Origin of the sequence: Roseococcus pinisoli, assembly GCF_018413645.1 — a bacterium.
GTDB lineage: Bacteria > Pseudomonadota > Alphaproteobacteria > Acetobacterales > Acetobacteraceae > Roseococcus > Roseococcus pinisoli.
Genome location: NZ_JAHCDA010000003.1, coordinates 16,861 through 38,835 on the forward strand (window position 1 = coordinate 16,861; position 21,975 = coordinate 38,835).

Below are 21,975 nucleotides of genomic sequence, written 5' to 3' on the forward strand. Positions count from 1 at the left end.
TCGATGGCACAGCCCCGAAGCGCGGGGGCTTTTCCCTCTCCCTTCGACTTCGTGCATGAGTACTGGGTGGACGCCATGCAGCGAACCGTCCTGGTGCTCGACGCCCTGCGCCAGCGCGGAGATACGCAGATTGAGCGTGCGGAGAGGCTCGCGCCCCATGTGCTGACCTTCGAGCGGGAGGTGCTGGTGGATGGCCGAACGCTGCCGCGTCCGGTGAACTACGCCTTGCTCCGCATCACCGCTCCCGAGGGCGTGGTGACCGACCCGCGCAAGCGTCCCTTCGTCGTCTTCGATCCGCGCGCCGGACACGGGCCGGGCATCGGCGGCATGAAGCAGGATAGCGAGATCGGCGTCGCGCTGCGCGCGGGCCACCCCTGCTACTTCGTCGGCTTCATGACCGATCCGGTCCCGGGCCAGACCATCGAGGATGTCTGCCGCGCGGAGGTGCATTTCCTCGAGCGTGTGATCGCCCTTCACCCCGAGGCCGAGGACAAACCCTGCCTCATCGGCAATTGCCAGGCTGGCTGGCAGATCATGATGATGTGCGCGATGCGGCCGGACCTGCCCGGGCCCATCATGGTCGCGGGCGCGCCGCTCTCCTACTGGGCAGGCAAACGCGGCATGGGCTCCATGCGCTACTCCGGCGGGCTGCTCGGCGGAAGCTGGCTCACCGCGCTGACGAGCGACCTGGGCCGCGGCATCTTCGACGGCGCGCATCTCATCGCCAATTTCGAGGGCATGAACCCCGCCAACACCTATTGGCAGAAGGCCTACAACGTCTACTCGAAGGTCGACACGGAGGCGGAGCGCTTCCTGGATTTCGAGACCTGGTGGGGCAGCCCCGTGACGCTGAACGGGGAGGAGATCCAGTTCATCGTCGACGAGCTGTTCATCGGCAACAAGCTCGCCTCGGGCGGCATCGCGAGCAGCGAGGGCGTGCGGGTGGATCTTCGCAACATCCGCTCGCCCATCATTGTCTTCTGCTCCTGGGGCGACGACATCACGCCGCCGCCGCAGGCGCTCGGCTGGCTGTTGGATCTCTACGACACGGATGAAGAGCTCGCGGCCTCCGGGCAGACCGTCGTCTACACGGTGCACCAGTCGATTGGGCATCTCGGCATCTTCGTCTCCGGCAAGGTCGCCACGAAGGAGCATGCCGGCTTTGCCAATGCGATGGACCTCATCGACATGCTTCCTCCCGGCCTCTACGAGGCGACCTTCGCCGACATTGACGAGGGCACGGCGAACCCCGGGCTCATCCGGGGCGAATACCTCTTCCGCCTTGAGGGGCGGCGGCTCGACGACATCCGCGCCCTCGGCGTCAACGGCCCCGAGGACGAGCGCTGCTTCGAGACGGCAGCCAAGGTGTCCGAGGTCAACCGCGCGCTCTACGAGCAGACCATGGCGCCCGCAGTCCGCGCCCTGGCCAACGATGCCGCAGCGGAGCAGCTGCGGCGCCTGCACCCGCACCGACTGCGCTTCGAGGCCTTCTCCTCGCTCAACCCCTTCCTCACCGCCGTCCCGGGCCTGGCGGGGCTGGCACGCCGGCATCGGCAGCCGGTCGGCCCGGACAATCCCTTGCTGGCGATGGAACGGATGATGTCGCAGGCCGTCGCCGGCAGCCTCGAAGCTTTCGGCAAGGCGCGCGATGCCATGGCCGAAAGCCTGTTTCTCGGCATCTATGGCTCGCCCCTCCTGCAGGCGGTGGTTGGGCTGGACCCGTCGCGTGTCCACGAGGGAGCGCGGGGGATGCGGGATCTGGCGCGCGAAAGGGCCGCGCATGGCCTGAGGGCAGAGCTGGAACGCAACATGGAGCATGGCGGCCCGCTGGAGGCAGGCGTGCGCGGCTTGTTCCACGTTCTGCGCGCCGATAGGCGGATGGACGAGCGCGCAGCCGCCCTGCTGGAGACGCTGCGCGCCGCGCAGCCGGCCGAGCGACATATCCCACGCGAGCGCTTCCGCCAGGTGCTTCGCGAGCAGGCGCTGACGCTCTGCCTCGACGAGGAACGCGCCGTTGCGGCGATCCCGCAGCTGCTGCCACCGGACGCGCAGATCCGCCGTCGCCTGATGGACATCATCCGGCGTGTGGTGGAGGCCCAGGGCGCGCCATCGGAGGAGGCTGAGCGGCGACTTGCGCACCTGGAGGCCTTGTTCGATGCGGCACGCCCCGCCAGCAAGCAGCCGGCTCCATCCCATTGAGAGGGGGCGATGCTTCCGGATTTCTGACCGACGCAAAGTTCAGGAAGGGCTTCTGGCGAACGAACTACCGGTGCCGGCCGAACACCGCGATTTGGGCTGCCGGCAGGACGGCGACGAGGCTCCGCTGCGCGTTAAGAGGGACGGTATGTGGACCGTCAATGCCGAGATGGAGAACGGAGCGGGCTGACCAGTGACGGCGCGATTACGGACGTCGCCACGGTGCTTCGCCAACCAAGCCGCGATGTGGTGATCGCAAGCGCTATGTGAGTGCTTGGGTATGGTGCCGACTCGGGGAATTGAACCCCGGACCTACTGATTACGAATCAGTTGCTCTACCCCTGAGCTAAGTCGGCATGCTCACGCGGCGGGTGAATAGCGCCACATCGAGCACCTTGCAACTCCACGCCTTCGCACGGCGACGCATGCGCCCTATGTCCTGGCCGGCACCCCTCAGGAACTAGGCCGGAAAACCATGACCCTGGAGTCTGATCTCCTCCTCGACCGTCGCCGCCTCAAGCGGCAGCTGGGCTTCTGGCGCGGCGCCCTGGTGCTGGGCGTGGTGGTGCTCGGCGGCCTCTGGCTGGGCCGTGGCCTCCCGGATGCCCTGGCCGGGGACCACGTCGCCCGCCTGCCCATCGAGGGCACCATCACCGACGACCCCAAGCTGCTGCGCGAGATCGACCGGATCCGACGCGATTCGCACACCCGCGCCGTCCTGGTCATGATCGACAGCCCCGGCGGCACCGTGGCCGGCGGGGAGGGGATCTACCGGGCCCTGCGGGCGCTGCGCGAATCGGGCAAGCCGGTCGTCGCGGTCATGCGCGGCACGGCCGCCTCCGCGGGCTATATGGTCGCACTGCCGGCCGAGCGGATCTTTTCCCGCGAGGCGACGCTGACGGGCTCGATCGGCGTGCTGCTGCAATCCGTCGAGGTTTCGGAGCTGGTCTCCCGCCTGGGCGTGCGGATGGAGACGCTGACCTCCGGCCCCCTCAAGGACCAGCCGAGCCCCTTCCGCCCCCTGAGCGAGGAGGGGCGGACCTCCCTGGCCGGCGTAGTGGACGACATGTATCGCCAGTTCGTCGCGATGGTGGTCGCGAATCGCCAGATGCCGGAGGAGCGCGTCCTCTCCCTCGCGGATGGGCGCGTCATGACGGGGCGCCAGGCGGTGGCGGCCGGTCTGGTCGACGAGATCGGCGGCGAGAACGAGGCCCGGAACTGGCTGGCGGCGAATCGGGGGGTGGCAGCGGAGCTTCCGGCGCGGGACATCGACTTCCGCAGCCTTAGCGAGCGGGCCTTGTCGATGGCCTCCTCCAGCTTCTGGCGGGGCGGCGTCGCGGCCTTCCGTGCCGAGGGGTGGTGGCCCGGGACGATTCTTCCGCGTTGAGGAACATTCCCGGATTTGCAAACTCCGGACTTGCAAATTTCCCTGCTACACTCTGCTATCATCCTGGGACGCCTTGGGGACCTGCATGACAAAAAGCGAGCTCATCGCGCATCTCGCCGCCCAGAACCCGCACCTGCGGCAACCGGATATCGAGCTCGTGGTCGGCACCATCTTCGAGGAGGTGAGCGCCGCCCTGGCCCGTGGGGACCGGGTGGAGCTGCGCGGCTTCGGTGCCTTCACCACGCGGCGGCGCGATCCGCGCCAGGGCCGTAACCCCCGGACCGGCGAGGCCGTGGCCGTCGCCGGCAAGGGGATGCCGCATTTCCGCCCCGGCAAGGAGCTGCGCGCCCGCGTCAATGGCGGGCAGGATCCCGGGGAAGGCGAATGATCCGCCTGCTTCCCGCGATCCTGGTCGCCCTGCTCCTCGGCCTCTTCGCCGTCGGCAACGGGCATCTAGTCTCGATCGCGCTCTGGCCGGGCGGCTGGACGGTGGAGCTGGCGCTCTGGCAGGCCGTGCTTGGCCCCTGCCTCATCGCCTTCCTGGCGGGCGCCCTGCTCGTGTGGTTCTCGCACCTGCCCCAGAAATGGAGCAACCGGCGCCTCCGCCGGACCGCGAAGCGCCTTGACGCCGAGCTGGCCGCGCGCGATGCGGCCGTCGCCAAGCTGAACTGAAAGTACCCCGCCCATGCTGTCGCGTCCGGACGGTCCCAGGGGCCGGCTGATCGTCGCCATCGACACGCCCACGCTTCCGCGTGCCGAGACCCTGGCCGCGCAGGTGGCGCCCGAGGTCGGCCTGCTCAAGCTCGGCCTCGAGCTCTTCTGCGCCGCAGGCCCCTCCGCCCTTGCGCCGCTGCGCCAGCTGGCGCCGGTCTTCCTCGACCTGAAGCTGCACGACATCCCCAATACGGTGGCGGGGGCCCTCGGGTCGCTGGCGCCGCTCCGCCCGGCGATGGTCACGATCCATGCCGCCGGCGGCCCGGCGATGATCGCCGCCGCCCGTCGCGCGGCCGAGGCAGCGGGCGGCGACCGTCCCATGATCCTGGCGGTGACCGTGCTCACCAGCATCGACGCCGGGACGCTGCGCGCCATCGGCGTGGAGGCCGATCCGGTCGAGCAGGTGGTACGCCTGGCCCGGATGGCCCTCGAAGCGGGAGCCGACGGCCTGGTCTGTTCCCCCCGCGAGGTCGCGCCCATTCGCGCCGCGCTGGGCGAGGGCCCCCGGCTCGTGGTGCCCGGCATCCGCCCGGCTGGCAGTGACATCGGCGATCAGGTCCGCGTGGCGACCCCGGCCGAGGCCGTGGCCGACGGCGCCGACTGGATTGTGGTCGGCCGGCCCATCACCGGCGCGGCGGACCCCGCGGCCGCCGCTCGTGCCATCGTCGCCAGCCTGACGCGGTGATCGCGCGATGACCGAGGTCAAGATCTGCGGCATCTCGACGCCCGAGGCCCTGCGGGTCGCGGCCGAGGCGGGTGCGGATCTTGTGGGCTTCGTCTTCTTTCCGCCTTCGCCGCGGGCGGTCACCCCCGCCCAGGCCGGCGCGCTCTCCGCCTCGCTGGAGGGTGGGCCGCGGCGCGTGGGCCTCTTCGTCGATCCGACGGACGAGCTGCTGGAGGCCACGCTGGCCGCGGCGCCGCTCGACATGATCCAGCTCCACGGCGGCGAGACGCCCTCGCGGGTCGCCGCGATCCAGGGGCGCTTCGGCCGGCCGGTCATGAAGGCGCTGGGCATCGGTACCGAGGCGGACCTCGCCGCCATCGACGATTTCGCGGGCGTGGCCGACTGGCTCCTGCTCGACGCCAAGGCGCCGCCCGAGGCGACGCGCCCCGGCGGCAATGCGCAGGCCTTCGAATGGCGCCTGGCGCGGCTCGCGCGGATTCCCGTCCCCTGGCTGCTCGCAGGCGGGCTCACGCCGGCCAATGTGGCCGAGGCGATCGCCGTCAGCGGTGCGCCGGGCGTGGACGTCTCCTCGGGCGTGGAGAGCTCCCGCGGCGTGAAGGATGCGGGCCTGATCCGCGACTTCGTCGAGGCCGTGCGCCGAATGTGAGGCTCGGGGTTGGGGAAAGCCCGGGCTTTCGCTATCAATCCCGCTTCACTGCCAGACCCGGGAGCACAAGTGAACAAGCCCGTGACGCCGCCCGTGCGGCCCAACACCTTCAAGAGCGGTCCCGATTCCGCGGGACGTTTCGGCGGCTTCGGCGGCCGGTACGTCGCCGAGACGCTGATGCCGCTCATCCTCGAGGTGGAGGCCGCTTATGCCGCTGCGAAGAAGGATCCGGGCTTCGACAAGGAATGGCGACGCTTACTCAAGGACTATGTGGGCCGGCCCAGCCCGCTCTGGCTCGCGGAGCGGCTCACGGAGCATTGCGCTTCCCTGGCGCCGCGCCGCGGTGACGGCGCGAAGATCTATTTTAAGCGCGAGGACCTGAACCACACCGGCGCCCATAAGATCAACGCGGTGCTCGGCCAGATCCTCCTGGCCCGGCGCATGGGCAAGAAGCGCGTCATCGCCGAGACGGGCGCGGGCCAGCACGGCGTCGCGACGGCCACGGCCTGCGCGCTCTTCGGCCTGCCCTGCACCGTCTTCATGGGCGCGACCGACGTGGAGCGGCAGAAGCCCAACGTCTTCCGCATGAAGCTGCTGGGCGCGGAGGTCGTTCCCGTGACGTCCGGCGCGGCCACGCTGAAGGACGCGATGAACGAGGCGCTGCGCCACTGGGTCTCGAATGTCGACGATACCTACTACTGCATCGGCACCGTCGCGGGCCCGCACCCCTATCCGGTGATGGTGCGCGACTTCCAGTCGGTCATCGGCGAGGAAGTGCGCTGGCAGTTGGCCGAGTTCGAGGGCGAGGGCCGCCTGCCCGACGTGCTGTCGGCGGCCATCGGCGGCGGCTCCAACGCGCTGGGGCTGTTCTACCCCTTCCTCGACGACCCCTCGGTCGAGATCTATGGCGTCGAGGCCGGCGGCCATGGCGTCGACACGCCCGAGCATGCGGCGAGCCTCACCGGCGGCCGCCCGGGTGTGCTGCACGGCAACCGCACCTACCTGCTGCAGGACGAGCACGGCCAGATCCTGGAGGGCCACTCGATCAGCGCCGGGCTCGACTATCCCGGTATCGGGCCCGAGCATTCCTGGCTGCACGAGATGGGCCGCGTGAAATACGAGAACGCGACCGACAAGGAGGCGCTGGATGCCTTCCAGCTTTGCACGAAGCTGGAGGGCATCATCCCGGCCCTGGAGCCCGCGCATGCGCTAGCCCATGTGCTGCGCCTCGCGCCGACGCTGCCGGCGGACAAGATCATCGTGATGTGCATGTCCGGGCGTGGCGACAAGGACATCTTCACCGTCGCCGACCATCTGGGGGTGAGCATATGAGCCGGATTGCTGCCCGCTTCGCGGAGCTGAAGAAGCAGGGCAGGGGGGCGCTGATTCCCTTCCTGGAAGCCTACGACCCCGATCCGGCGACCAGCATGGCCCTGCTGCGCGGCCTGCCGGGCGCCGGCGCCGACCTCATCGAGATCGGCGTGCCCTTCACCGACCCGATGGCCGATGGCCCGATCATCCAGCTCGCCAGCCAGCGCGCGCTGAAGGCGGGCGCGACCATGGCCGGCGTGCTGGCCATGGTGCGGGATTTCCGCACCGAGGACACGACGACGCCGATCATCCTGATGGGCTACCTCAACCCCATCCTCTCCTACGGCGCCGAACGCTTCGTCACCGATGCGCAGGCGAGCGGCGTGGATGGGCTGATCGTCGTGGACATGCCGCCGGAGGAGGCGGAGGTGCTGGCGCCGACGGCCCTGGCCGCCGGGCTCGACATCATCCGCCTGGTCGCGCCGACCACGGATGACGAGCGGCTGCCGCTGGTGCTGAAGGCTTCCTCGGGCTTCGTTTACTACGTGGCGCTCGCGGGCATCACCGGCACGCGCAGCGCCGATCCCGAAGCGCTGCGCAAGGCCATCCCGCGCGTCCGCCAGCACACCGACCTGCCGATCGCCATCGGCTTCGGCATCCGCACCCCGGAGCAGGCGGGCGAGGCCTCGCGCATCGCCGACGGCGCCGTCGTGGGAAGCGCGCTGGTCGACACGCTGCACAAGTCGCTGGACGAGCAGGGCCGCGCGCGGCCCGACAGCGTGCGTCTGGTCCTCGACCAGGTGCGCGGCCTGGCCGAGGCGGTGCGCTCGGGCGGCTGAATAGGGGCGGGGCGCCAGCGCCCCGCCCTCTCAGGCCAGCAGCTCGCGGACGAGGGGGATCACCTTCGTCCCGTAGAGCTCGATGCTCCGCATCAGCTTCTCATGCGGCAGCGCGCCGGCGCTGTATTTCAGCTGGAAGCGCTGCACGCCCAGCGCCTGCACCGTCGCGGCGATCTTGCGCGCGACCGTTTCCGGCGATCCGACATAGAGGGAGCCGTGGTCGGCCTCACGGTCGTATTCCGCGCGGTTCATCGGCCCCCAGCCGCGCTCGGCCCCGATGCGGTCGCGCATGCGCTTGTAGTCGGGCCAGAGCTCCTCGCGCGCCTGGGCGTCGGTGTCGGCGATGTAGCCCGGCGAATGCACGCCGATCGGGCGCAGGGGCTTCTGCAGCTTGTCGCAGGCCTGCCGGTAGAGATCGGCATAGGGCACGAAGCGCTTCGGATCGCCGCCGATGATGGCGAGCATCAGCGGCAGGCCGTGGCGCGCCGCGCGGACCACGGAGTCCGGGCTTCCGCCCACGCCGATCCAGGCTTTCAGCGGCGGGTTCTCCACCGGCGGGAAGACGCGCTGGTTCTTGAGTGCCGGCCGCGTCATGCCGTTCCAGTCGACCGGGCCCTGCGGCAGCAGCTTCGTGAAGAGGTCCAGCTTCTCCTCGAACAGGACCTCGTATTGGTCGAGCTCGTAGCCGAAGAGCGGGAAGGATTCGGTGAAGGAGCCGCGGCCGAGGATGACCTCCGCGCGCCCGCTCGAGGCTGCGTCGAGCGTCGAGAAGCGCTGGAAGACGCGGATGGGATCGTCCGAGCTCAGCACCGTGACCGCCGAGCCCAGGAGGATGCGCTTCGTGCAGCCGGCGATGGCCGCCAGCACGACCTCGGGCGCCGAGACCGCGAAATCCTCCCGGTGATGCTCGCCGACGCCGAAGAAGTCGATGCCGAGCTGATCCGCCAGCCGCGCCTCGGCGATGACGTCGCGGATCACCTGGGCATGCGGCAGCAGCGCGCCGTCCGGCCCCGAGGTGACGTCACCGAAGGTGTCCAGGCCAAATTCGAGAGATGCGGTCATCGGTTCTCCGGCGCGCGGTTGTCCTGACGCAGAGCTATGGTCTTCCGCGCGCGCTGCAAGCTCGGATGCTGCCGGGAGGGCGCGCCTCAGCCCTTCATCAGGCCCTGAGCCGCGATCCAGCCCTGGATCAGCCCGGCGATCTCCTCCGAATTGTCGTCGTGCATGATCATGTGGGTGTTGCCCCGGATGCCGCGGGCCGGCAGCTCCATGAGGTCGACCTTGCCACCGGCCGCTGTCAGGGCCGCGGCGAAGCGGTCGACCGCCCGGCGATAGGCCGGCCAGGGATCCTGGTCGATGAAGTCGCCCCAGACCATGAGCAGCGGGATGTTGCGCATCCGCGCCATGTCCACCGTCGCCGGGTCTGGTGCGCCGGAGCCTTCCACGGCGACGATCGCCGCCACCTTCTCCGGCGCCTCCAGCGCGGCGCGCAGCGCGAAGGCCACGCCCTGGCTATGCACCACGATCACCGAGGGCTCGGTCATCCGCGCGAGATAGGCGGCATAGGCGCGCTGGGTGAAGGCGTCCGAGCTGGCCCAGCGCGGGATCGCGCCGCGGCCCAGATTTTCCAGCGCCGCCACCGGGAAGCGGGCCTCGGGATAGGGACGACGCTTGGCGGGATCGAGGTTGAAGCCGTCGGGCGGGCCGAAGCGGAAGGTGCGCCACGCCTCGAAGAGGCTGCGGAAGACCGGCTCGTCCGGCAGGATCTCGGGATAGCGCGGCCAGGAGGCGCGACCGCGCTCGAAGGCGTCGCTGACATAGACGTCGTGGCCGGCGCGAAGGAAGAAGGACTGCCAGCCCGGGCGGCCGTCGGGCGTGTCCTCCCAACAGGCGCCGGAGAGGCCGCCGCCGTGCCACAGCATCAGGGGATGGCGGGCGCTGGGCGCGGCGAGCTTGACGTACTGCACGTACATCTGGCCGACCATGTAGTCGCCGTTGACCTCGATGCGTCGGACGGGGCCGGTTGCCGTCAGGCGCACCTCGCGAGGCGGCAGGCCGGTGAGCGTGCGCACCTCGCCGCCCACATGGAAGCCACCGATGGAGGCGACCCGCAGCGGGGCCGGAGCGGCGGGCACCTGGGCGGCGGCTGGCCCCGCCGCGGCCGCCAGCACGCCGGTCCCGAGCATGGCATGGCGGCGCGAGGCGACGCCGGGTGCGAGGTCCTTGCGATTCACGTCTTGTCTCCCCGAAGGGCGCCTCGTGAGGGAAGGGCGCCGCGCCCGCCGAGCCTATCAGTCGCCAGCGGGCAGCTGGAAGCCGCATCTGGCCGGGGGGTGGCCTGGACAGCGCCCCGGGCGCCATCGGAACATGCCTGCAACAGTTGGGAGGAATTGATCGTGCAACAGGTGGGATTTGTCGGGCTCGGCATGATGGGGGCGCCGATGGCGCACAACCTCGTCTCCAAGGGCGTGCCGCTGACGACCTTCGACGCCGCGGGCGTCACCGTCCCCGGCGCGACGGCGGTGGAGGACGCCGCGGCGCTGGCGAAGGCCGCGACGCTCATCATCCTCATGCTGCCGGACAGCCGGATCGTGGCCGCGGTGATGGAGAAGCTGGTGCCGGCGCTGCAGCCGGGCTCGCTGGTGGTCGACATGGGCAGCAGCGAGCCGGGCGAGACGCGGCGCTGGGCGGCCGCGCTGAAGGCGAAGGGCTGCGGCCTGCTCGACGCACCGGTCTCGGGCTCGGTGCCCAAGGCCAGCGCCGGCACGCTCGCCATCATGGTGGGCGGCGAGGATGCGGATTACGCGCGGGCCGAGCCGGTGCTGAAGGCCATGGGCGAGAAGCTGATCCGCACCGGCGCCGTCGGCAGCGCGCATGCCATGAAGGCGCTCAACAACTACGTCTATGCGGCCGGGCTGCTGGCGGTGTCGGAGGCCGCGCAGATGGCGGAGGCCCAGGGGCTCGACCTCGGCATCTTCGCCGCCGTGCTGAATGCGAGCTCCGGCCGGAACATCGCCTCCGAGACGAAGCTGGCGCAGGAGATCACCTCCGGCCGCTATGCCGGCGGCTTCCAGCTGGGGCTGATGCGCAAGGACCTGGAGACGGCGGGCAGCATCGCGGAGCAGACCGGCCTGCCGGCGGAACTGCTCCAGCTCTGCCGCGAGACCTGGACGGAGGCGCTGTCGGCCTTCGGCCCCAAGGCCGACAACACCGAAATCCATCGTTTCCTGAAGGAGCGTCCCGTCCAGGTGTGAGGCGGTGGGCTTGCCGGGCGCCCCGGCATCGGCAAGCCTGCGGCAACAACAAATGGGGGACTTCCATCATGCTTCACCGCCGCCACCTGCTGGCCGCGCCGGCGCTGCTCGCGCCCGCGGCCGCCCTGTCGCAGCCGGCCTGGCCCGATCGCACCATCCGCATCATCATCGGCTTCCCGGCTGGCAGCGTGACGGACACTCTGGTGCGCAACCTGATCGAGCCGCTCACGCGCGAGCTCGGCCAGACGGTGATCATCGACAACCGGCCAGGCGGCAATGGCGTGGTCGGCACCATGGCGGTGAAGACCGCGGCGCCCGACGGCTATACCCAGGCCGTGCTCAGCGTGACCAACGGGGCGCTGAACACCTATCTCGTGCGCAACCTGCCCTATGATCCGATCCAGGATTTCGCGCATACGGGCTTCCTGGCGGAGACCTCCTACCTGCTGGTGGTGCCCAACAGCTCGCCCGCGCAGAACGTGGCGGAGTTCATCGAGCTGGCGAAGCGCCGCCCCGGCGAGCTGACCTTCAGCCATGGTAACTTCAGCTCGCTGATCGGCAGCGAGCGCCTGTGCCGCATGACCGGGACGCGCATGCTGGCCGTGCCCAGCCGCGGCGGGCCGGAGGCGCTGACCGAGGTCCTGGCGGGCCGGATCGACAGCACCCTGACCGACTTTGCGGCCGGTCTGGCCCAGGTGCGGGAAGGGCGGGTGCGGGCGCTGGGTGTGACCTCACCGGCCGCCTTCCCGCTGGCGCCGGACATCCCGCCCATCGCGGCGACGGTGCCGGGCTACGAGCTGAACGTGTGGTTCGGCCTGGCGGCGCCCGGGGGAACGCCGGCCCCGGTGGTGGCCCGCTTCAACCAGGCGCTGAGGGTTGTGCTGGGGCAGGCCGAGGCGCGCGAGCGGCTGGCACGGCTGGGCTACGTGCCGCGCGCCATGACGCCGGAGCAGTGGCGCGACTTCCTGCAGAACGAGATCACCAGCCTCTCGCGCCTCGCGCGGGAGATCGGGCTGCAGCCGAGCTGAGCTGCCGTGTAAAATGCCCGGGCGGTGCTACGCCCGGGCAAAGGTGGAACGGGAGGAGCTTGTTCCACCGTCATTAAAAGTGAATAGACGGTCAGACCCATTCCGGCTCGGCGACGGCGTCGACCTTGATGTTCACCACCACTTCCTCGACGCCGCTGCGCACAAGGACGCAATGCAGCTCCTCCGTGTCAGAGGCGTTCAGCTCCTGGTGGGGGACGTAGGGGGGCACCAGGAAGAAGTCGCCGGGGCCGGCCTTGGTGATGAATTCCAGCCGCTCGCCCCAGCGCATCAGCGCATGGCCGCGAACGATGTAGATGATGCTCTCGAGGTCGCCGTGATGATGCGGGCCGGTCTTGGCGCCCGGCTTGATCAGGTTGGTGCCGGCCCAGAGATGGGAGGAGCCGCTGCGCTTGCCGCTGATGGCGACCAGACGGCCCATGCCCTCGGTCTCGGGCGTCTCGCCGCTCCGTTCCTCGGATTTTACGCGCTTGATGCCGTGGTCGCGCCAATAGGCAGCGTCGCGCTGGATCAGGCTATCGGGCATATTACGTCCTCCAATCGTATGACTGAGGACATATAGCGCCAGGGGCAAGGGATGCAAATGCCCCGACGGTGAATTGTGTATTCACCGCCGGGATATGGGATATGCGAGGGCTGCTTAGCCGATCTTGTGGTCGGCCAGCTTCTCCAGGGCCTGGATCAGGCCGGAATGGTCCCAGCCCTTGCCGCCCATCGCCGCGCAGGCGGAGAAGAGCTGCTGGGCGGAGGCCGTGTTCGGCAGGGCCACGCCGAGCTCCTTGGCCGATTGCAGCGCCAGGTTGAGGTCCTTCTGGTGCAGCTCGATGCGGAAGCCCGGGTTGAAGGTCCGGTTGATCATGCGCTCGGCATGGACTTCCAGGATGCGCGAATTGGCGAAGCCGCCCATCAGCGCCGCGCGAACCTTGGCCGGATCGGCGCCCGCCTTGCTGGCGAAGACCAGCGCCTCGGACACCGCCTCGATGTTCAGCGCCACGATGATCTGGTTCGCAACCTTGGTGACCTGGCCCGCGCCGTTCTCGCCGACGAGCGTGATGTTCTTGCCCATCAGCTGGAACAGCGGCAGCGCGCGGTCGAAGGCGGCCTGGCTGGCGCCGATCATGATGGTCAGCGCGGCGTTCTTCGCGCCGACCTCGCCGCCCGAGACGGGCGCGTCGATGTAGTCGGCGCCGAGCGCGTTGACCTTCGCCGCGAAATCCTTGGTGGCGGTCGGGCTGATCGAGCTCATGTCGATGACGAGCTTGCCCTTGCTGAGGCCGGCCGCGACGCCGTTCTCGCCGAAGAGCACGCGCTCCACGTCGGGGGTGTCGGGCACCATCAGGATGATGATCTCGGCGGCCTTCGCCACGGCGGTGCCGTCGGCCACGACCTGGAAGGCGGCGCGGCTCTCGGCCGAGAGCGAGGCGCGCTCCGGCACGATGACCTCGTGGCCGCCCTTGGCGAGGTTCTGGGCCATGGGCAGGCCCATGATGCCGAGGCCGATGAATCCGATCTTCATGTGTGCTTCTTCCTTACGAAGTGAGGGGCTGGCCGATGCCGGGAGCGCCAGGGGCGCCGGGGACCGGATCGGCCGGCCGGAAATCGCCTGCCGGCGGGCGGGTCCCCGAGGGGCCCGGCCCGGCCGGCCAGCGCGGGATCAGCCCGCGCGGTACTTCGCGAACCAGCCGAGGCCGGCCAGGGTCTCGCCCTTGGGGCGGTACTCGCAGCCGATCCAGCCGCGATAGCCGCTGGCGTCGATGGCGTCGAAGACGAAGGGCCAGTTCACCTCACCCGTGCCGGGCTCATTCCGGCCGGGTGTGTCGGCGACCTGCATGTGCGCGATATAGGGCAGCAGCTCCTGCGCCTTGCGCGTCACGTCGCCCTCGGTGATCTGGCAGTGGTAAAGGTCGAACTGCAGGCCAAGCCGCTCGGGTCCGATCGCGTCGATGATGCGCGTGGCCTCCGTCGTCGTGTTGAGGAAGAAGCCCAGGATGTCGCGGTGGTTGATCGGCTCGATCACCGGCTTCACGCCGGCCTTGGCGCATTCCTCGGCCGCGAAGTCGAGGTTGGCGGCATAGGTGGCGAGCAGCGTGTCGCGCGGCACGCCGGCGGGGACCAGGCCCGCCATCACGTGCAGGCGGGGGCACTTCAGGGCGACGCTGTATTCGAGGGCGTGCTTGATGCTTTCGCGGAACTCGGCGCGGCGGTCGGGCAGGGAGGCCGTGCCGCGCTCGCCATTGTTCCAGTCGCCGGGAGGGGCGTTGAACAGCACGTTCTGGAGGCCGTTATCCTCCAGCCGCCGGGCGATCTCGGCCGCGGGATGCTCATAGGGGAAGAGGAATTCCACCGCCTCGAAGCCGGCCGCGCGGGCGGCGGCGAAGCGGTCGAGGAAGGGGACCTCGTTGAACATCATGGAAATGTTCGCGGCGAATTTCGGCATTGTTCCCGCCCTCAAGCGCCGGCCTCGCCGGCTGTTGTGTCGATGTCAGGGGGCGGCCGCGTCAGCGGGCCCCGATGGCGCGCAGACTGCCCAAGCACGCGCGGATTGCAAGGGCGCCACCTGGCGCCTTTGCCGGGCTAACCACGGCACTCCGGGGCGCGGGAAGCGCTCCGGAGTGGTCTCGCAGGGCCTCAGTTATTGCCCGCGATGTAGTCCATCGCCGCCTTCACGCCCTCGGGCTTGTGCGGGATGCCGGCCGCGCGCAGCCCCATCTCCACGCCCGAGAGCGTACCGACCAGCTGCAGCTCGCTGATGTCGCCCAGATGGCCGATGCGGAAGACCTTGTCGTTCAGCTGGCCGAGCCCGTTGCCGAGCGACATGTTGAACTTCTCCAGGATCGTGCCGCGCAGCCCGTTGGCGCTGTGGCCCTCCGGCACGCGCACCGCCGTCAGCACCGAGGAGTAATGCCGCGGCTCGTCGCATTGGATTTCCAGGCCCCAGGCGCGAACGGCCCGGCGCGTCGCCTCGGCCATGCGGTCGTGGCGGGCGAAGACGTTCTCCAGCCCCTCTTCGAAGATCATGTCGAGCGCGGTATCCAGCGCGTAGAGCATGTTGGTGGCCGGGGTGTAGGGGAAATAGCCGGTCGCGTTGGAGGCGATCATCGGCTTCCAGTCCCAGAAGCTGCGCGTCGTCTTCGCCGCTTCGTTGGCCTTCAGCGCCTTGGCGCTGACCGCGTTGAAGGACAGGCCCGGCGGCAGCATCAGCCCCTTCTGCGAGCCGGAGACGGTGACGTCCACACCCCATTCGTCGTGCTTGAACTCCATTGAGGCGAGGCCGCTGATGGTGTCCACCAGCAGCAGGGCAGGGTGGCCGGCGGCGTCGATCGCGCGGCGGACCTCGGCGATGCGGCTGGTGCTGCCGGTGCTGGTCTCGTTGTGGACGACGCAGACGGCCTTGATCTCATGCGCCTTGTCGGCCCGCAGATGGGCCTCGATCTGCGCGGGATCGGCGCCGCGGCGCCAGTCGCCCTTGAGAACCTCGGGGCGGATCGCGAGGCGCTCGGCCATCTCGCACCAGAGGCTGGCGAAGTGGCCGGTCTCGCACATCACCACGCGGTCGCCGGGGCTGAGCGTGTTGACCAGCGCCGCCTCCCAGGCCCCGGTGCCCGAGGCGGGGAAGATGACCACATGGCTCTTGGTCTGGAAGATGGCCTTGATCTTCTCGAGGATCGCGCCGCCGAGCTTGCCGAAATCCGGGCCGCGATGATCCATCGTGGGGTTGTCGAGCGCGCGCAGCACCCGGTCCGGCACGTTGGAGGGCCCTGGGATTTGCAGGAAATGGCGTCCGGGCGTGGTCTTGGTGGTGAAATAGGCCATGGCGGGCTCCTCTTGCTCCGGGAGCTATGCCCCGTCTGTCGGAAAGGCGCCAATGAGTTCGGCTCGTGCGCCCCATGAGGATTATCCATCTGACGGCGCGCGGGTCCCGGGATTAGATAGCGGCATGAACGCCATCACGATTCCCAAAAGCAAAATCGGCGACTCCCGGCTTGCCGCGCGTCTCTCGCGCGAGACGGAAGGGGAGGTGCTGTTCTCCGCGCCGGATCGCGGCCGCTACTCGACCGATGCGAGCATCTACCAGATCGAGCCGGTGGGCGTGCTGGTGCCGAAGACGGCGGCCGATGTGGAGGCGGCGATGGCCATTTGCCGCGAGGAGGGCATCCCCATCCTCGCGCGCGGCGGCGGCACCAGCCAGTGCGGCCAGACGGTGAACCGGGCGCTGGTGCTGGACTGCTCGAAGTATCTGCGCCGCGTGCTCAGCGTGGAGGGCGATACGGCCCGCGTGGAGCCCGGTATCACGCTCGGCGCGCTGAACGAGGCCATCAAGGGCACGAAGCAGTTCTTCCCGGTGGACCCCAGCACCTGGCAGCGCTGCACCATCGGCGGCATGGCGGGGAATAATTCCTGCGGCGGCAAGTCGATCCGCTACGGGCTGATGGCCGACAACGTGCGCGCCATCGACGCGATCCTGGCCGATGGCTCGCGCCATATCTTCGGCGAGAACGCGCCGAACACGGATCTCGTGGCACGGCTGCATGCGCTGGGCGAGCGCGAGGCGGCGGAAATCGCGGAGAAATTCCCGCATCAGCTCCGCCGGGTGGGCGGCTACAATCTCGACGCGCTGACGCCGGATGCGCGCGCGAATGGGCGCGGCAATCTCTCGCGCCTGCTGGTGGGCTCAGAGGGCACGCTGGCCTTCTCCGCCGCGCTGGACCTGAAGCTCTGGCCGATCAAGCCGCGCAAGGTCGTGGGCATCTGCCAGTTCCCGACCTTCCGGCGCGCGATGGAGGCCTCGCGCCACCTCGTCACGCTGGATCCCGAGGCGGTGGAACTGGTCGATCGCACCATGATCGACCTCGGCCGCTCCATCCCGATCTACCGCGCGACCATCGACCAGATGGTGATCGGCGAGCCGGACAGCCTGCTCATCGTCGAGTTCCACGGGCAGGAGGACGGGCCGCTGCTGCAGCAGCTCGACCGGCTGGAGGAGATGATGGGCGATCTCGGCCTGCCGGGGCAGGTGGTGCGCGCGGTGGATGGCGGCTTCCAGGCCGCGATCGCGGAGGTGCGCGAGGCCGGGCTCAACATCATGATGTCCATGAAGGGCGACGGAAAGCCGGTCTCCTTCATCGAGGATTGCGCCGTCGGCCTCGACGACCTCGCCGACTATACCGAGCGGCTGAACGACGTTTTCGCGAAGCATGGCACGAAGGGCACCTGGTACGCGCATGCCTCGGTGGGCTGCCTGCACGTCCGCCCCGTCCTGAACATGAAGGACGGCGAGGACGTGCGGAAGATGCGCGAGATCGCGGAAGAATGCTTCGAGCTCGTGCGGGAGTACAAGGGCTCGCATTCCGGCGAGCATGGCGACGGCATCGTCCGTTCCGAGTTCAACGAGCCCATGTTCGGCTCCAAGATCGCCCGCGCCTTCGAGGCGGTGAAGGACGAGTTCGACCCCAACGCGCTGCTCAATCCCGGCCGCGTCGTGCGCCCGCCGAAGATGGATGACCGCTCGCTGTTCCGCTACGCGCCGGAGTATCAGGCGGACGTCTCGGTGAAGCCCGTGCTCGACTGGTCCGCCTGGCCCGGCCCGCAGGGCGGCCTGCTGAGCGCCGTCGAGATGTGCAACAACAACGGCACCTGTCGGAAGTTCGACGCGAATGTGATGTGCCCGAGCTATCGCGTGACGCGCGACGAGCAGCACCTCACCCGCGGCCGCGCGAATACGTTGCGCCTGGCGCTCAGTGGGCAGCTCGGGCCGGATGCCCTGGCGAGCCCGCAGGTGGGCGAGGCCATGTCGCTCTGCGTCTCCTGCAAGGGCTGCAAGCGCGAATGCCCGACCGGCGTCGACATGGCGAAGATGAAGATCGAGCATCTCGCCGCGCGCAACGCCAAGCACGGCATCCCGCTGAAGGACCGGCTGGTGGCGGCGCTCCCGACCATGGCGCGTTACGCCCGTTTCGCGCCATGGCTCGCGAATATCTGCGACAGCGTGCCGTTGCTGGCCCGGTTGTCCGAGCGTTTCCTGGGCCTGTCGGCCAAGCGCAGCCTGCCGCGCTTCCGCCGTGACGTCTTCCGGGACGAGGAGGCGCGTGGCGATGGCTGGAAGGGCGAGGTCATCCTCTTCGGCGACACCTTCAACCGCTACTTCGAGCCCGAGAATCTGCGCGCGGCGGTGCGCGTGCTCTCGGCCTCCGGCTATCGCGTCACCGCGCCGAAGGCTGAGGGCCGGCCGCTTTGCTGCGGCCGCACCTATCTCGCCGCAGGCATGGTGGATCAGGCCCGGGCCGAGGCACGGCGCACGCTGGAGGCGCTGTCGAAATCCGATGCGCCGGTGCTGGGGCTGGAGCCCTCCTGCCTCATGACGCTGCGCGACGAATTCGCCGCCCTGCTGCCCGGCAAGGAGGCCGAGGCCCTTTCGAAGCGGGCCTTCCTCATCACCGAATTCCTGGAGGCGAAGGACGCGCTGCCGGCGCTGAAGCCCGTCTCCGGCGCGGCGCATATCCACGGCCATTGCCACCAAAAGGCCTTCGGTGCCTTCCCGGCAGCCGTGAAGGCGCTGAAGCGCGTGCCCGGTATGGAGGTGAAGCCCATCCAATCGAGCTGCTGCGGCATGGCCGGCGCCTTCGGCTATGAGGCCAAGAACTTCGAGACCTCCGTCGCCATGGCGGAGCTCTCCCTGCTGCCGGCGGTGCGGGCGGCCGGGGCGGGGGATGTGATCGTCGCGGACGGTACCTCCTGCCGTCATCAGATCCAGGACCTCTCGGGCCGCGAGGCGATCCACTCGATCCGCCTGCTGGATCGCGCGCTGTGATCCACGAGGTCCTCGACTTCTGGTTCGCCGAAGGCCGGAACAGCACGCGCCCGGCCTGGTTCAAGCGCGACGACGCCTTCGACGCGACGATCCGCGCCCGCTTCGGCGAGCTCGTCGTCCCGGCGCGCGAGGGGGCGCTGGACGGATGGGCCGCGACCGGGGAGGGTGCGCTGGCACTGACCCTCGTGCTGGACCAGTTCCCGCGGAACCTCTTCCGCGGCTCGCCCGAGGCCTTCGCGAGCGATGAGGCCGCGCTCGCCCTGGCGCGCCGCCTGGTCCTGGAGCGGAGGGATCTCGGCATGACGCCGGTGGAGCGGGTCTTCCTCTACCTGCCCTTGGAGCATGCGGAATCCATGACGGCGCAGAACCAGTCGGTCGCTGCCTTCGAGGGGCTGCGCGACGACCCGGCCAGCGCGGCGCCCGGTGGGGTGATCGAGTTTGCCTGGCGCCATTGGCAGGTCGTCCGGCGCTTCGGGCGCTTTCCCCATCGCAACGCGGTTCTCGGGCGGGAGAGCACGGCGGCGGAGCTGGCCTATCTCGCCCAGCCGGGCGCGGGCTTCTGATCCGCGCCAGGATCAGGGCCGGTTTGCAACGGATGGCCGGCAATACCTTCCGTTGCGAAGGCCAAACCATCGGCGCGCCGCCATAACTCGCTGAAAAATCGCCTGGATCGTGCCGGGAAACGCAGGTTCCGCGACGAGGCCCTCGGCCTAATGCCCGGATGTCGATCGTGGATATGCTGCATCGCACCAAATAGGTGTTGACCCCTGTCCGATCTGGACCCAAATCAGGGTCGGACTTGGGAGTAAATCGCTGCACGGCTCCTGATTCAGAGGGGGCACGCATGCACCGCAGATCGTTTCTTGCCGCCGGCCTCGCTGTACCGGCCATTCTGGGATCCCGCTCCGCCAGGGCCCTCGAGCCCGTGGATGTGGAACTCGTTCTCGCCGTCGATGTCTCGCGCTCGGTCGATGCCGAGGAGCAGGAGATGCAGTTCAACGGCTATGCCGCCGCCTTCCGCGACGCGCGTCTCATCGACGCGATGATGCGCGGGCCGATCGGCTCCATCGCCTGCACCTTCTTCACCTGGTCCGACTGGAACATCCAGGAGCATCTGGTCCCCTGGATGAGGCTAGACGGCCCGGAATCCGCCGAGCGCTTCGCCCGCGCGATCGACGCCGCGCCGCGGCGGACGCATCTCTACACCTCCATTTCCGGCGCCATGGACTTCGCCGCCGGCCTCTACGGCCAGGGCTACGAGGGCACGCGCCGCGTCATCGACATCTCGGGCGACGGGATCAACAATTCCGGCCGCGACATCGGCGCCGCCCGGCAGGATCTGCTGAACCAGGGCGTGGTGGTGAACGGCCTCGCCGTGATCGACCGCACGCCGCCGCCCCCGGGCCTCGGCGCCATGCAGCCGCTGGACGAATACTACCAGGAGCGGGTGATCGGCGGCCCGGGCGCCTTCCTCATGGTGGCCGAGGGCTTCGAGAGCTTCGAGCAGGCGGTGCGGCGCAAGATCATCCGCGAGGTGGCCTCCGCGCCGCCGCCGGGCCCGCTGGTGGAGCGCGCCACGGCCTGACCCGGGGCGGCGCGGTTCTCCTTGCATGGCTGCCGCCGCGTCGTCATCGTTTCCTCCATCGCAGGAGGACGTTCAGCATGCAGTTTCATCTTCGGCCCCCGGCAGGCGGCAGCCTTCGCCGCGCGGGCCGCTGAACCATGGCCGAGATCGACCACATCGTCATCGGCGCGCGCACCCTCGAGGAGGGCGCGGCCTTCGTGGAGCGGGAGCTCGGCGTGAAGCCGCAGAAGGGCGGCACGCATGAGGGCGCAGGCACGCATAACCTGCTGCTGGGCCTCGGCCCCGACGCCTATCTGGAGGTGATCGCCCCCGATCCCGCCCAGCCGGAGCCCGCGCAGCCGCGCCTCTTCGACCTCGACGACCCCGCGACCCGCACCATGCTGGATTCCGGCCCACGCCTGCTGACCTGGGTGGCGCGCACCAGCACCATGGACCCGGTGATGGCGCGCCTTGGCCCCCGCGGCGGCACCATCCGCGAGATGCACCGGGGCGAGCTCTCCTGGCGCTTCGCCCAGCCGCCGCAGCGCCAGGACATGGACAACCTCATCCCCTGCCTGATCGAGTGGAGGGGGGAGCGTGCCGGAAAGCGCCTGCACGACAGCCACTTGCGGCTCGTGGCGCTGGAGGCGGAGCATCCCGATGTCGATGCCCTGCGGATGGCCCTGCGCGACCGGGGCCTCGGCGACGCGCTGGAAGTCCGGCACGGCTCGCATCCCCGCCTGGTTGCGCGCCTCGCCACCAAGGAGGGCGCGGAAGTCACCCTCACCAGCGGGTAAAGTTTTGGGACGCTGAGCCTAGCCTCCAAGTCGCCGAGGAGGGGCAACCCCTCCTCGGCAGGAAGCCGTCATGCTAAGGGCGAAGCATGTCAAACGGCGCGAAGCGGCTGAACTCAGGGACGATCCATGGGACGGTAACGCCAGACGCTCGCCGGCGGGAAGTTGGCGAGGGTGAAGGCCAGCCGCCGGCCCGTCATCCGCAGCTTCCGGTAGGGCAGCGGCGAGGTCGCGCAGTAGGTGTAGAGAAGGTAGCCCTTGCCCGGCGCCACGGCTTCCACCGCGTCTCGGAAGGCCTCCTGACGCTCGAAGGGCAGCAGCACCAGCGGAATGCCGCAGATGGCCGTGCCGATGCGGTGATGCATGGAGGCCGGCAGCGTATTCTTGAGGTCGAAGGCATCGCCGCAGATCACGTTCACGCCGGGCAGGCTCTCCCGCAGGAATTGGGCCATCTCCGGCACGATCTCGACGACGATGAGCTTGTTCGCCGGCACCCCCGCCGCGAGCAGGGCGCGGGAGATGACGCCCGTGCCCGCGCCGAGCTCCAGGACGTATTCGTCGCGGCCCCGTTCGACCACCGAGGCGATCTTGCGGCACAGCGCCTGCGAGGACGGAATGATAGACCCCATTTGCAGGGGGTTGCGCAGCCAGCGGCGAAAGAAGAGGCTTTTGTTGGCCTGCGCTTCCGGTTGGAAGGTCATTTCAGACACGTCATGCTCCTATTGCCGTTC

At 69.4% G+C, this 21,975-nt stretch carries 21 protein-coding genes and 1 tRNA gene; 14 read left to right on the top strand and 8 right to left on the bottom strand.

Annotated features, from left to right (window positions below; translation table 11 throughout):
* Positions 1–3: 3 nt before the first annotated feature.
* Positions 4–2,199, top strand: a complete 2,196-nt coding sequence (locus tag KHU32_RS14865; RefSeq protein WP_213670942.1) for a DUF3141 domain-containing protein — start codon at positions 4–6, stop codon at positions 2,197–2,199.
* 278 nt (positions 2,200–2,477) lie between these two features.
* Here KHU32_RS14865 and KHU32_RS14870 read toward each other — a convergent pair.
* Positions 2,478–2,552 (bottom strand) — tRNA-Thr (locus KHU32_RS14870).
* Positions 2,553–2,671: 119 nt separating this feature from the next.
* Here KHU32_RS14870 and sppA point away from each other — a divergent pair.
* The 7 genes from sppA (at position 2,672) to trpA (ending at position 7,778) form a co-directional block, all read left to right on the top strand.
* On the top strand, positions 2,672–3,583 hold the full coding sequence (sppA, locus tag KHU32_RS14875; protein ID WP_213670943.1) for a signal peptide peptidase SppA: 912 nt from the start codon (positions 2,672–2,674) through the stop codon (positions 3,581–3,583).
* Positions 3,584–3,668: 85 nt separating this feature from the next.
* Positions 3,669–3,971, top strand: coding sequence for an integration host factor subunit beta (gene ihfB, locus KHU32_RS14880; RefSeq protein WP_213670944.1), 303 nt, complete (start codon positions 3,669–3,671; stop codon positions 3,969–3,971).
* Positions 3,968–4,255: a lipopolysaccharide assembly protein LapA domain-containing protein gene (locus tag KHU32_RS14885; protein ID WP_213670945.1), complete on the top strand. Its 288-nt coding sequence runs from the start codon at positions 3,968–3,970 to the stop codon at positions 4,253–4,255. Before ihfB ends, KHU32_RS14885 begins: the two co-directional genes overlap by 4 nt.
* 13 nt (positions 4,256–4,268) lie before the next feature.
* On the top strand, positions 4,269–4,982 hold the full coding sequence (gene pyrF / locus KHU32_RS14890; protein WP_213670946.1) for an orotidine-5'-phosphate decarboxylase: 714 nt from the start codon (positions 4,269–4,271) through the stop codon (positions 4,980–4,982).
* Between the two features lie 7 nt (positions 4,983–4,989).
* Positions 4,990–5,628 carry a phosphoribosylanthranilate isomerase gene (locus tag KHU32_RS14895; protein WP_213670947.1) on the top strand — a complete coding sequence of 213 codons (639 nt, stop codon included), beginning with the start codon at positions 4,990–4,992 and terminating at the stop codon, positions 5,626–5,628.
* Positions 5,629–5,709: 81 nt separating this feature from the next.
* Positions 5,710–6,960 carry a tryptophan synthase subunit beta gene (gene trpB / locus KHU32_RS14900; RefSeq protein WP_456315950.1) on the top strand — a complete coding sequence of 417 codons (1,251 nt, stop codon included), beginning with the start codon at positions 5,710–5,712 and terminating at the stop codon, positions 6,958–6,960.
* Positions 6,957–7,778, top strand: a complete 822-nt coding sequence (gene trpA / locus KHU32_RS14905) for a tryptophan synthase subunit alpha (RefSeq protein WP_213670949.1) — start codon at positions 6,957–6,959, stop codon at positions 7,776–7,778. The genes trpB and trpA overlap by 4 nt, the downstream gene beginning before the upstream one ends.
* A gap of 30 nt (positions 7,779–7,808) precedes the next feature.
* On the opposite strand, the gene KHU32_RS14910 is transcribed toward trpA, so the two are convergent.
* Together KHU32_RS14910 and KHU32_RS14915 are read right to left on the bottom strand one after the other, a co-directional pair.
* Positions 7,809–8,840 carry an LLM class flavin-dependent oxidoreductase gene (locus KHU32_RS14910; protein ID WP_213670950.1) on the bottom strand — a complete coding sequence of 344 codons (1,032 nt, stop codon included), beginning with the start codon at positions 8,838–8,840 and terminating at the stop codon, positions 7,809–7,811.
* A gap of 86 nt (positions 8,841–8,926) precedes the next feature.
* Complete coding sequence (locus tag KHU32_RS14915) at positions 8,927–10,012, bottom strand: alpha/beta hydrolase family protein (RefSeq protein ID WP_213670951.1); 1,086 nt, start codon at positions 10,010–10,012, stop codon at positions 8,927–8,929.
* 162 nt (positions 10,013–10,174) lie between these two features.
* Here KHU32_RS14915 and KHU32_RS14920 point away from each other — a divergent pair, with 162 nt between their 5' ends.
* Both KHU32_RS14920 and KHU32_RS14925 read left to right on the top strand, forming a co-directional pair.
* Positions 10,175–11,032 carry an NAD(P)-dependent oxidoreductase gene (locus KHU32_RS14920; protein WP_213670952.1) on the top strand — a complete coding sequence of 286 codons (858 nt, stop codon included), beginning with the start codon at positions 10,175–10,177 and terminating at the stop codon, positions 11,030–11,032.
* A 68-nt stretch (positions 11,033–11,100) separates the two neighbouring features.
* On the top strand, positions 11,101–12,060 hold the full coding sequence (locus tag KHU32_RS14925; protein WP_213670953.1) for a Bug family tripartite tricarboxylate transporter substrate binding protein: 960 nt from the start codon (positions 11,101–11,103) through the stop codon (positions 12,058–12,060).
* A gap of 91 nt (positions 12,061–12,151) precedes the next feature.
* Here the strand turns inward: KHU32_RS14925 and KHU32_RS14930 are convergent, their stop codons facing one another.
* From KHU32_RS14930 to KHU32_RS14945, 4 genes are all read right to left on the bottom strand, one after another.
* Positions 12,152–12,604: a cupin domain-containing protein gene (locus KHU32_RS14930; protein WP_213670954.1), complete on the bottom strand. Its 453-nt coding sequence runs from the start codon at positions 12,602–12,604 to the stop codon at positions 12,152–12,154.
* Positions 12,605–12,718: 114 nt separating this feature from the next.
* Complete coding sequence (locus KHU32_RS14935; RefSeq protein WP_213670955.1) at positions 12,719–13,594, bottom strand: 2-hydroxy-3-oxopropionate reductase; 876 nt, start codon at positions 13,592–13,594, stop codon at positions 12,719–12,721.
* Between the two features lie 138 nt (positions 13,595–13,732).
* A complete protein-coding gene (otnI, locus tag KHU32_RS14940; RefSeq protein ID WP_213670956.1) occupies positions 13,733–14,515 on the bottom strand; it encodes a 2-oxo-tetronate isomerase in 783 nt (260 codons plus the stop codon).
* A 191-nt stretch (positions 14,516–14,706) separates the two neighbouring features.
* On the bottom strand, positions 14,707–15,891 hold the full coding sequence (locus KHU32_RS14945) for a pyridoxal-phosphate-dependent aminotransferase family protein (RefSeq protein WP_213670957.1): 1,185 nt from the start codon (positions 15,889–15,891) through the stop codon (positions 14,707–14,709).
* A gap of 124 nt (positions 15,892–16,015) precedes the next feature.
* On the opposite strand from KHU32_RS14945, the gene KHU32_RS14950 reads away from it, so the two are divergent.
* The 4 genes from KHU32_RS14950 (at position 16,016) to KHU32_RS14965 (ending at position 21,247) form a co-directional block, all read left to right on the top strand.
* On the top strand, positions 16,016–18,886 hold the full coding sequence (locus KHU32_RS14950) for an FAD-binding and (Fe-S)-binding domain-containing protein (protein ID WP_213670958.1): 2,871 nt from the start codon (positions 16,016–16,018) through the stop codon (positions 18,884–18,886).
* A complete protein-coding gene (locus KHU32_RS14955; RefSeq protein ID WP_213670959.1) occupies positions 18,883–19,449 on the top strand; it encodes a DUF924 family protein in 567 nt (188 codons plus the stop codon). The genes KHU32_RS14950 and KHU32_RS14955 overlap by 4 nt, the downstream gene beginning before the upstream one ends.
* Before the next feature lie 368 nt (positions 19,450–19,817).
* Positions 19,818–20,471: a DUF1194 domain-containing protein gene (locus tag KHU32_RS14960; protein ID WP_347265560.1), complete on the top strand. Its 654-nt coding sequence runs from the start codon at positions 19,818–19,820 to the stop codon at positions 20,469–20,471.
* 137 nt (positions 20,472–20,608) lie between these two features.
* Positions 20,609–21,247 carry a VOC family protein gene (locus KHU32_RS14965; RefSeq protein ID WP_213670961.1) on the top strand — a complete coding sequence of 213 codons (639 nt, stop codon included), beginning with the start codon at positions 20,609–20,611 and terminating at the stop codon, positions 21,245–21,247.
* A gap of 113 nt (positions 21,248–21,360) precedes the next feature.
* Here the strand turns inward: KHU32_RS14965 and KHU32_RS14970 are convergent, their stop codons facing one another.
* Positions 21,361–21,945 (bottom strand): class I SAM-dependent methyltransferase, encoded by a 585-nt coding sequence (locus KHU32_RS14970; RefSeq protein WP_213671561.1) that lies wholly within the window; start codon positions 21,943–21,945, stop codon positions 21,361–21,363.
* Between the last annotated feature and the right edge of the window lie 30 nt (positions 21,946–21,975).

Excerpts from the sequence above, each read along its gene's own strand:
- otnI (WP_213670956.1), bottom strand. The coding sequence starts at position 14,515 with ATGCCGAAATTCGCCGCGAACATTTCCATGATGTTCAACGAGGTCCCC.
- KHU32_RS14885 (WP_213670945.1), top strand. The coding sequence starts at position 3,968 with ATGATCCGCCTGCTTCCCGCGATCCTGGTCGCCCTGCTCCTCGGCCTC.
- KHU32_RS14950 (WP_213670958.1), top strand. The coding sequence starts at position 16,016 with ATGAACGCCATCACGATTCCCAAAAGCAAAATCGGCGACTCCCGGCTT.
- trpA (WP_213670949.1), top strand. The coding sequence starts at position 6,957 with ATGAGCCGGATTGCTGCCCGCTTCGCGGAGCTGAAGAAGCAGGGCAGG.
- KHU32_RS14910 (WP_213670950.1), bottom strand. The coding sequence starts at position 8,840 with ATGACCGCATCTCTCGAATTTGGCCTGGACACCTTCGGTGACGTCACC.
- KHU32_RS14965 (WP_213670961.1), top strand. The coding sequence starts at position 20,609 with ATGGCCGAGATCGACCACATCGTCATCGGCGCGCGCACCCTCGAGGAG.
- ihfB (WP_213670944.1), top strand. The coding sequence starts at position 3,669 with ATGACAAAAAGCGAGCTCATCGCGCATCTCGCCGCCCAGAACCCGCAC.
- KHU32_RS14865 (WP_213670942.1), top strand. The coding sequence starts at position 4 with ATGGCACAGCCCCGAAGCGCGGGGGCTTTTCCCTCTCCCTTCGACTTC.
- KHU32_RS14930 (WP_213670954.1), bottom strand. The coding sequence starts at position 12,604 with ATGCCCGATAGCCTGATCCAGCGCGACGCTGCCTATTGGCGCGACCAC.
- KHU32_RS14935 (WP_213670955.1), bottom strand. The coding sequence starts at position 13,594 with ATGAAGATCGGATTCATCGGCCTCGGCATCATGGGCCTGCCCATGGCC.
- KHU32_RS14925 (WP_213670953.1), top strand. The coding sequence starts at position 11,101 with ATGCTTCACCGCCGCCACCTGCTGGCCGCGCCGGCGCTGCTCGCGCCC.
- pyrF (WP_213670946.1), top strand. The coding sequence starts at position 4,269 with ATGCTGTCGCGTCCGGACGGTCCCAGGGGCCGGCTGATCGTCGCCATC.
- KHU32_RS14970 (WP_213671561.1), bottom strand. The coding sequence starts at position 21,945 with ATGACCTTCCAACCGGAAGCGCAGGCCAACAAAAGCCTCTTCTTTCGC.
- KHU32_RS14895 (WP_213670947.1), top strand. The coding sequence starts at position 4,990 with ATGACCGAGGTCAAGATCTGCGGCATCTCGACGCCCGAGGCCCTGCGG.
- sppA (WP_213670943.1), top strand. The coding sequence starts at position 2,672 with ATGACCCTGGAGTCTGATCTCCTCCTCGACCGTCGCCGCCTCAAGCGG.
- KHU32_RS14945 (WP_213670957.1), bottom strand. The coding sequence starts at position 15,891 with ATGGCCTATTTCACCACCAAGACCACGCCCGGACGCCATTTCCTGCAA.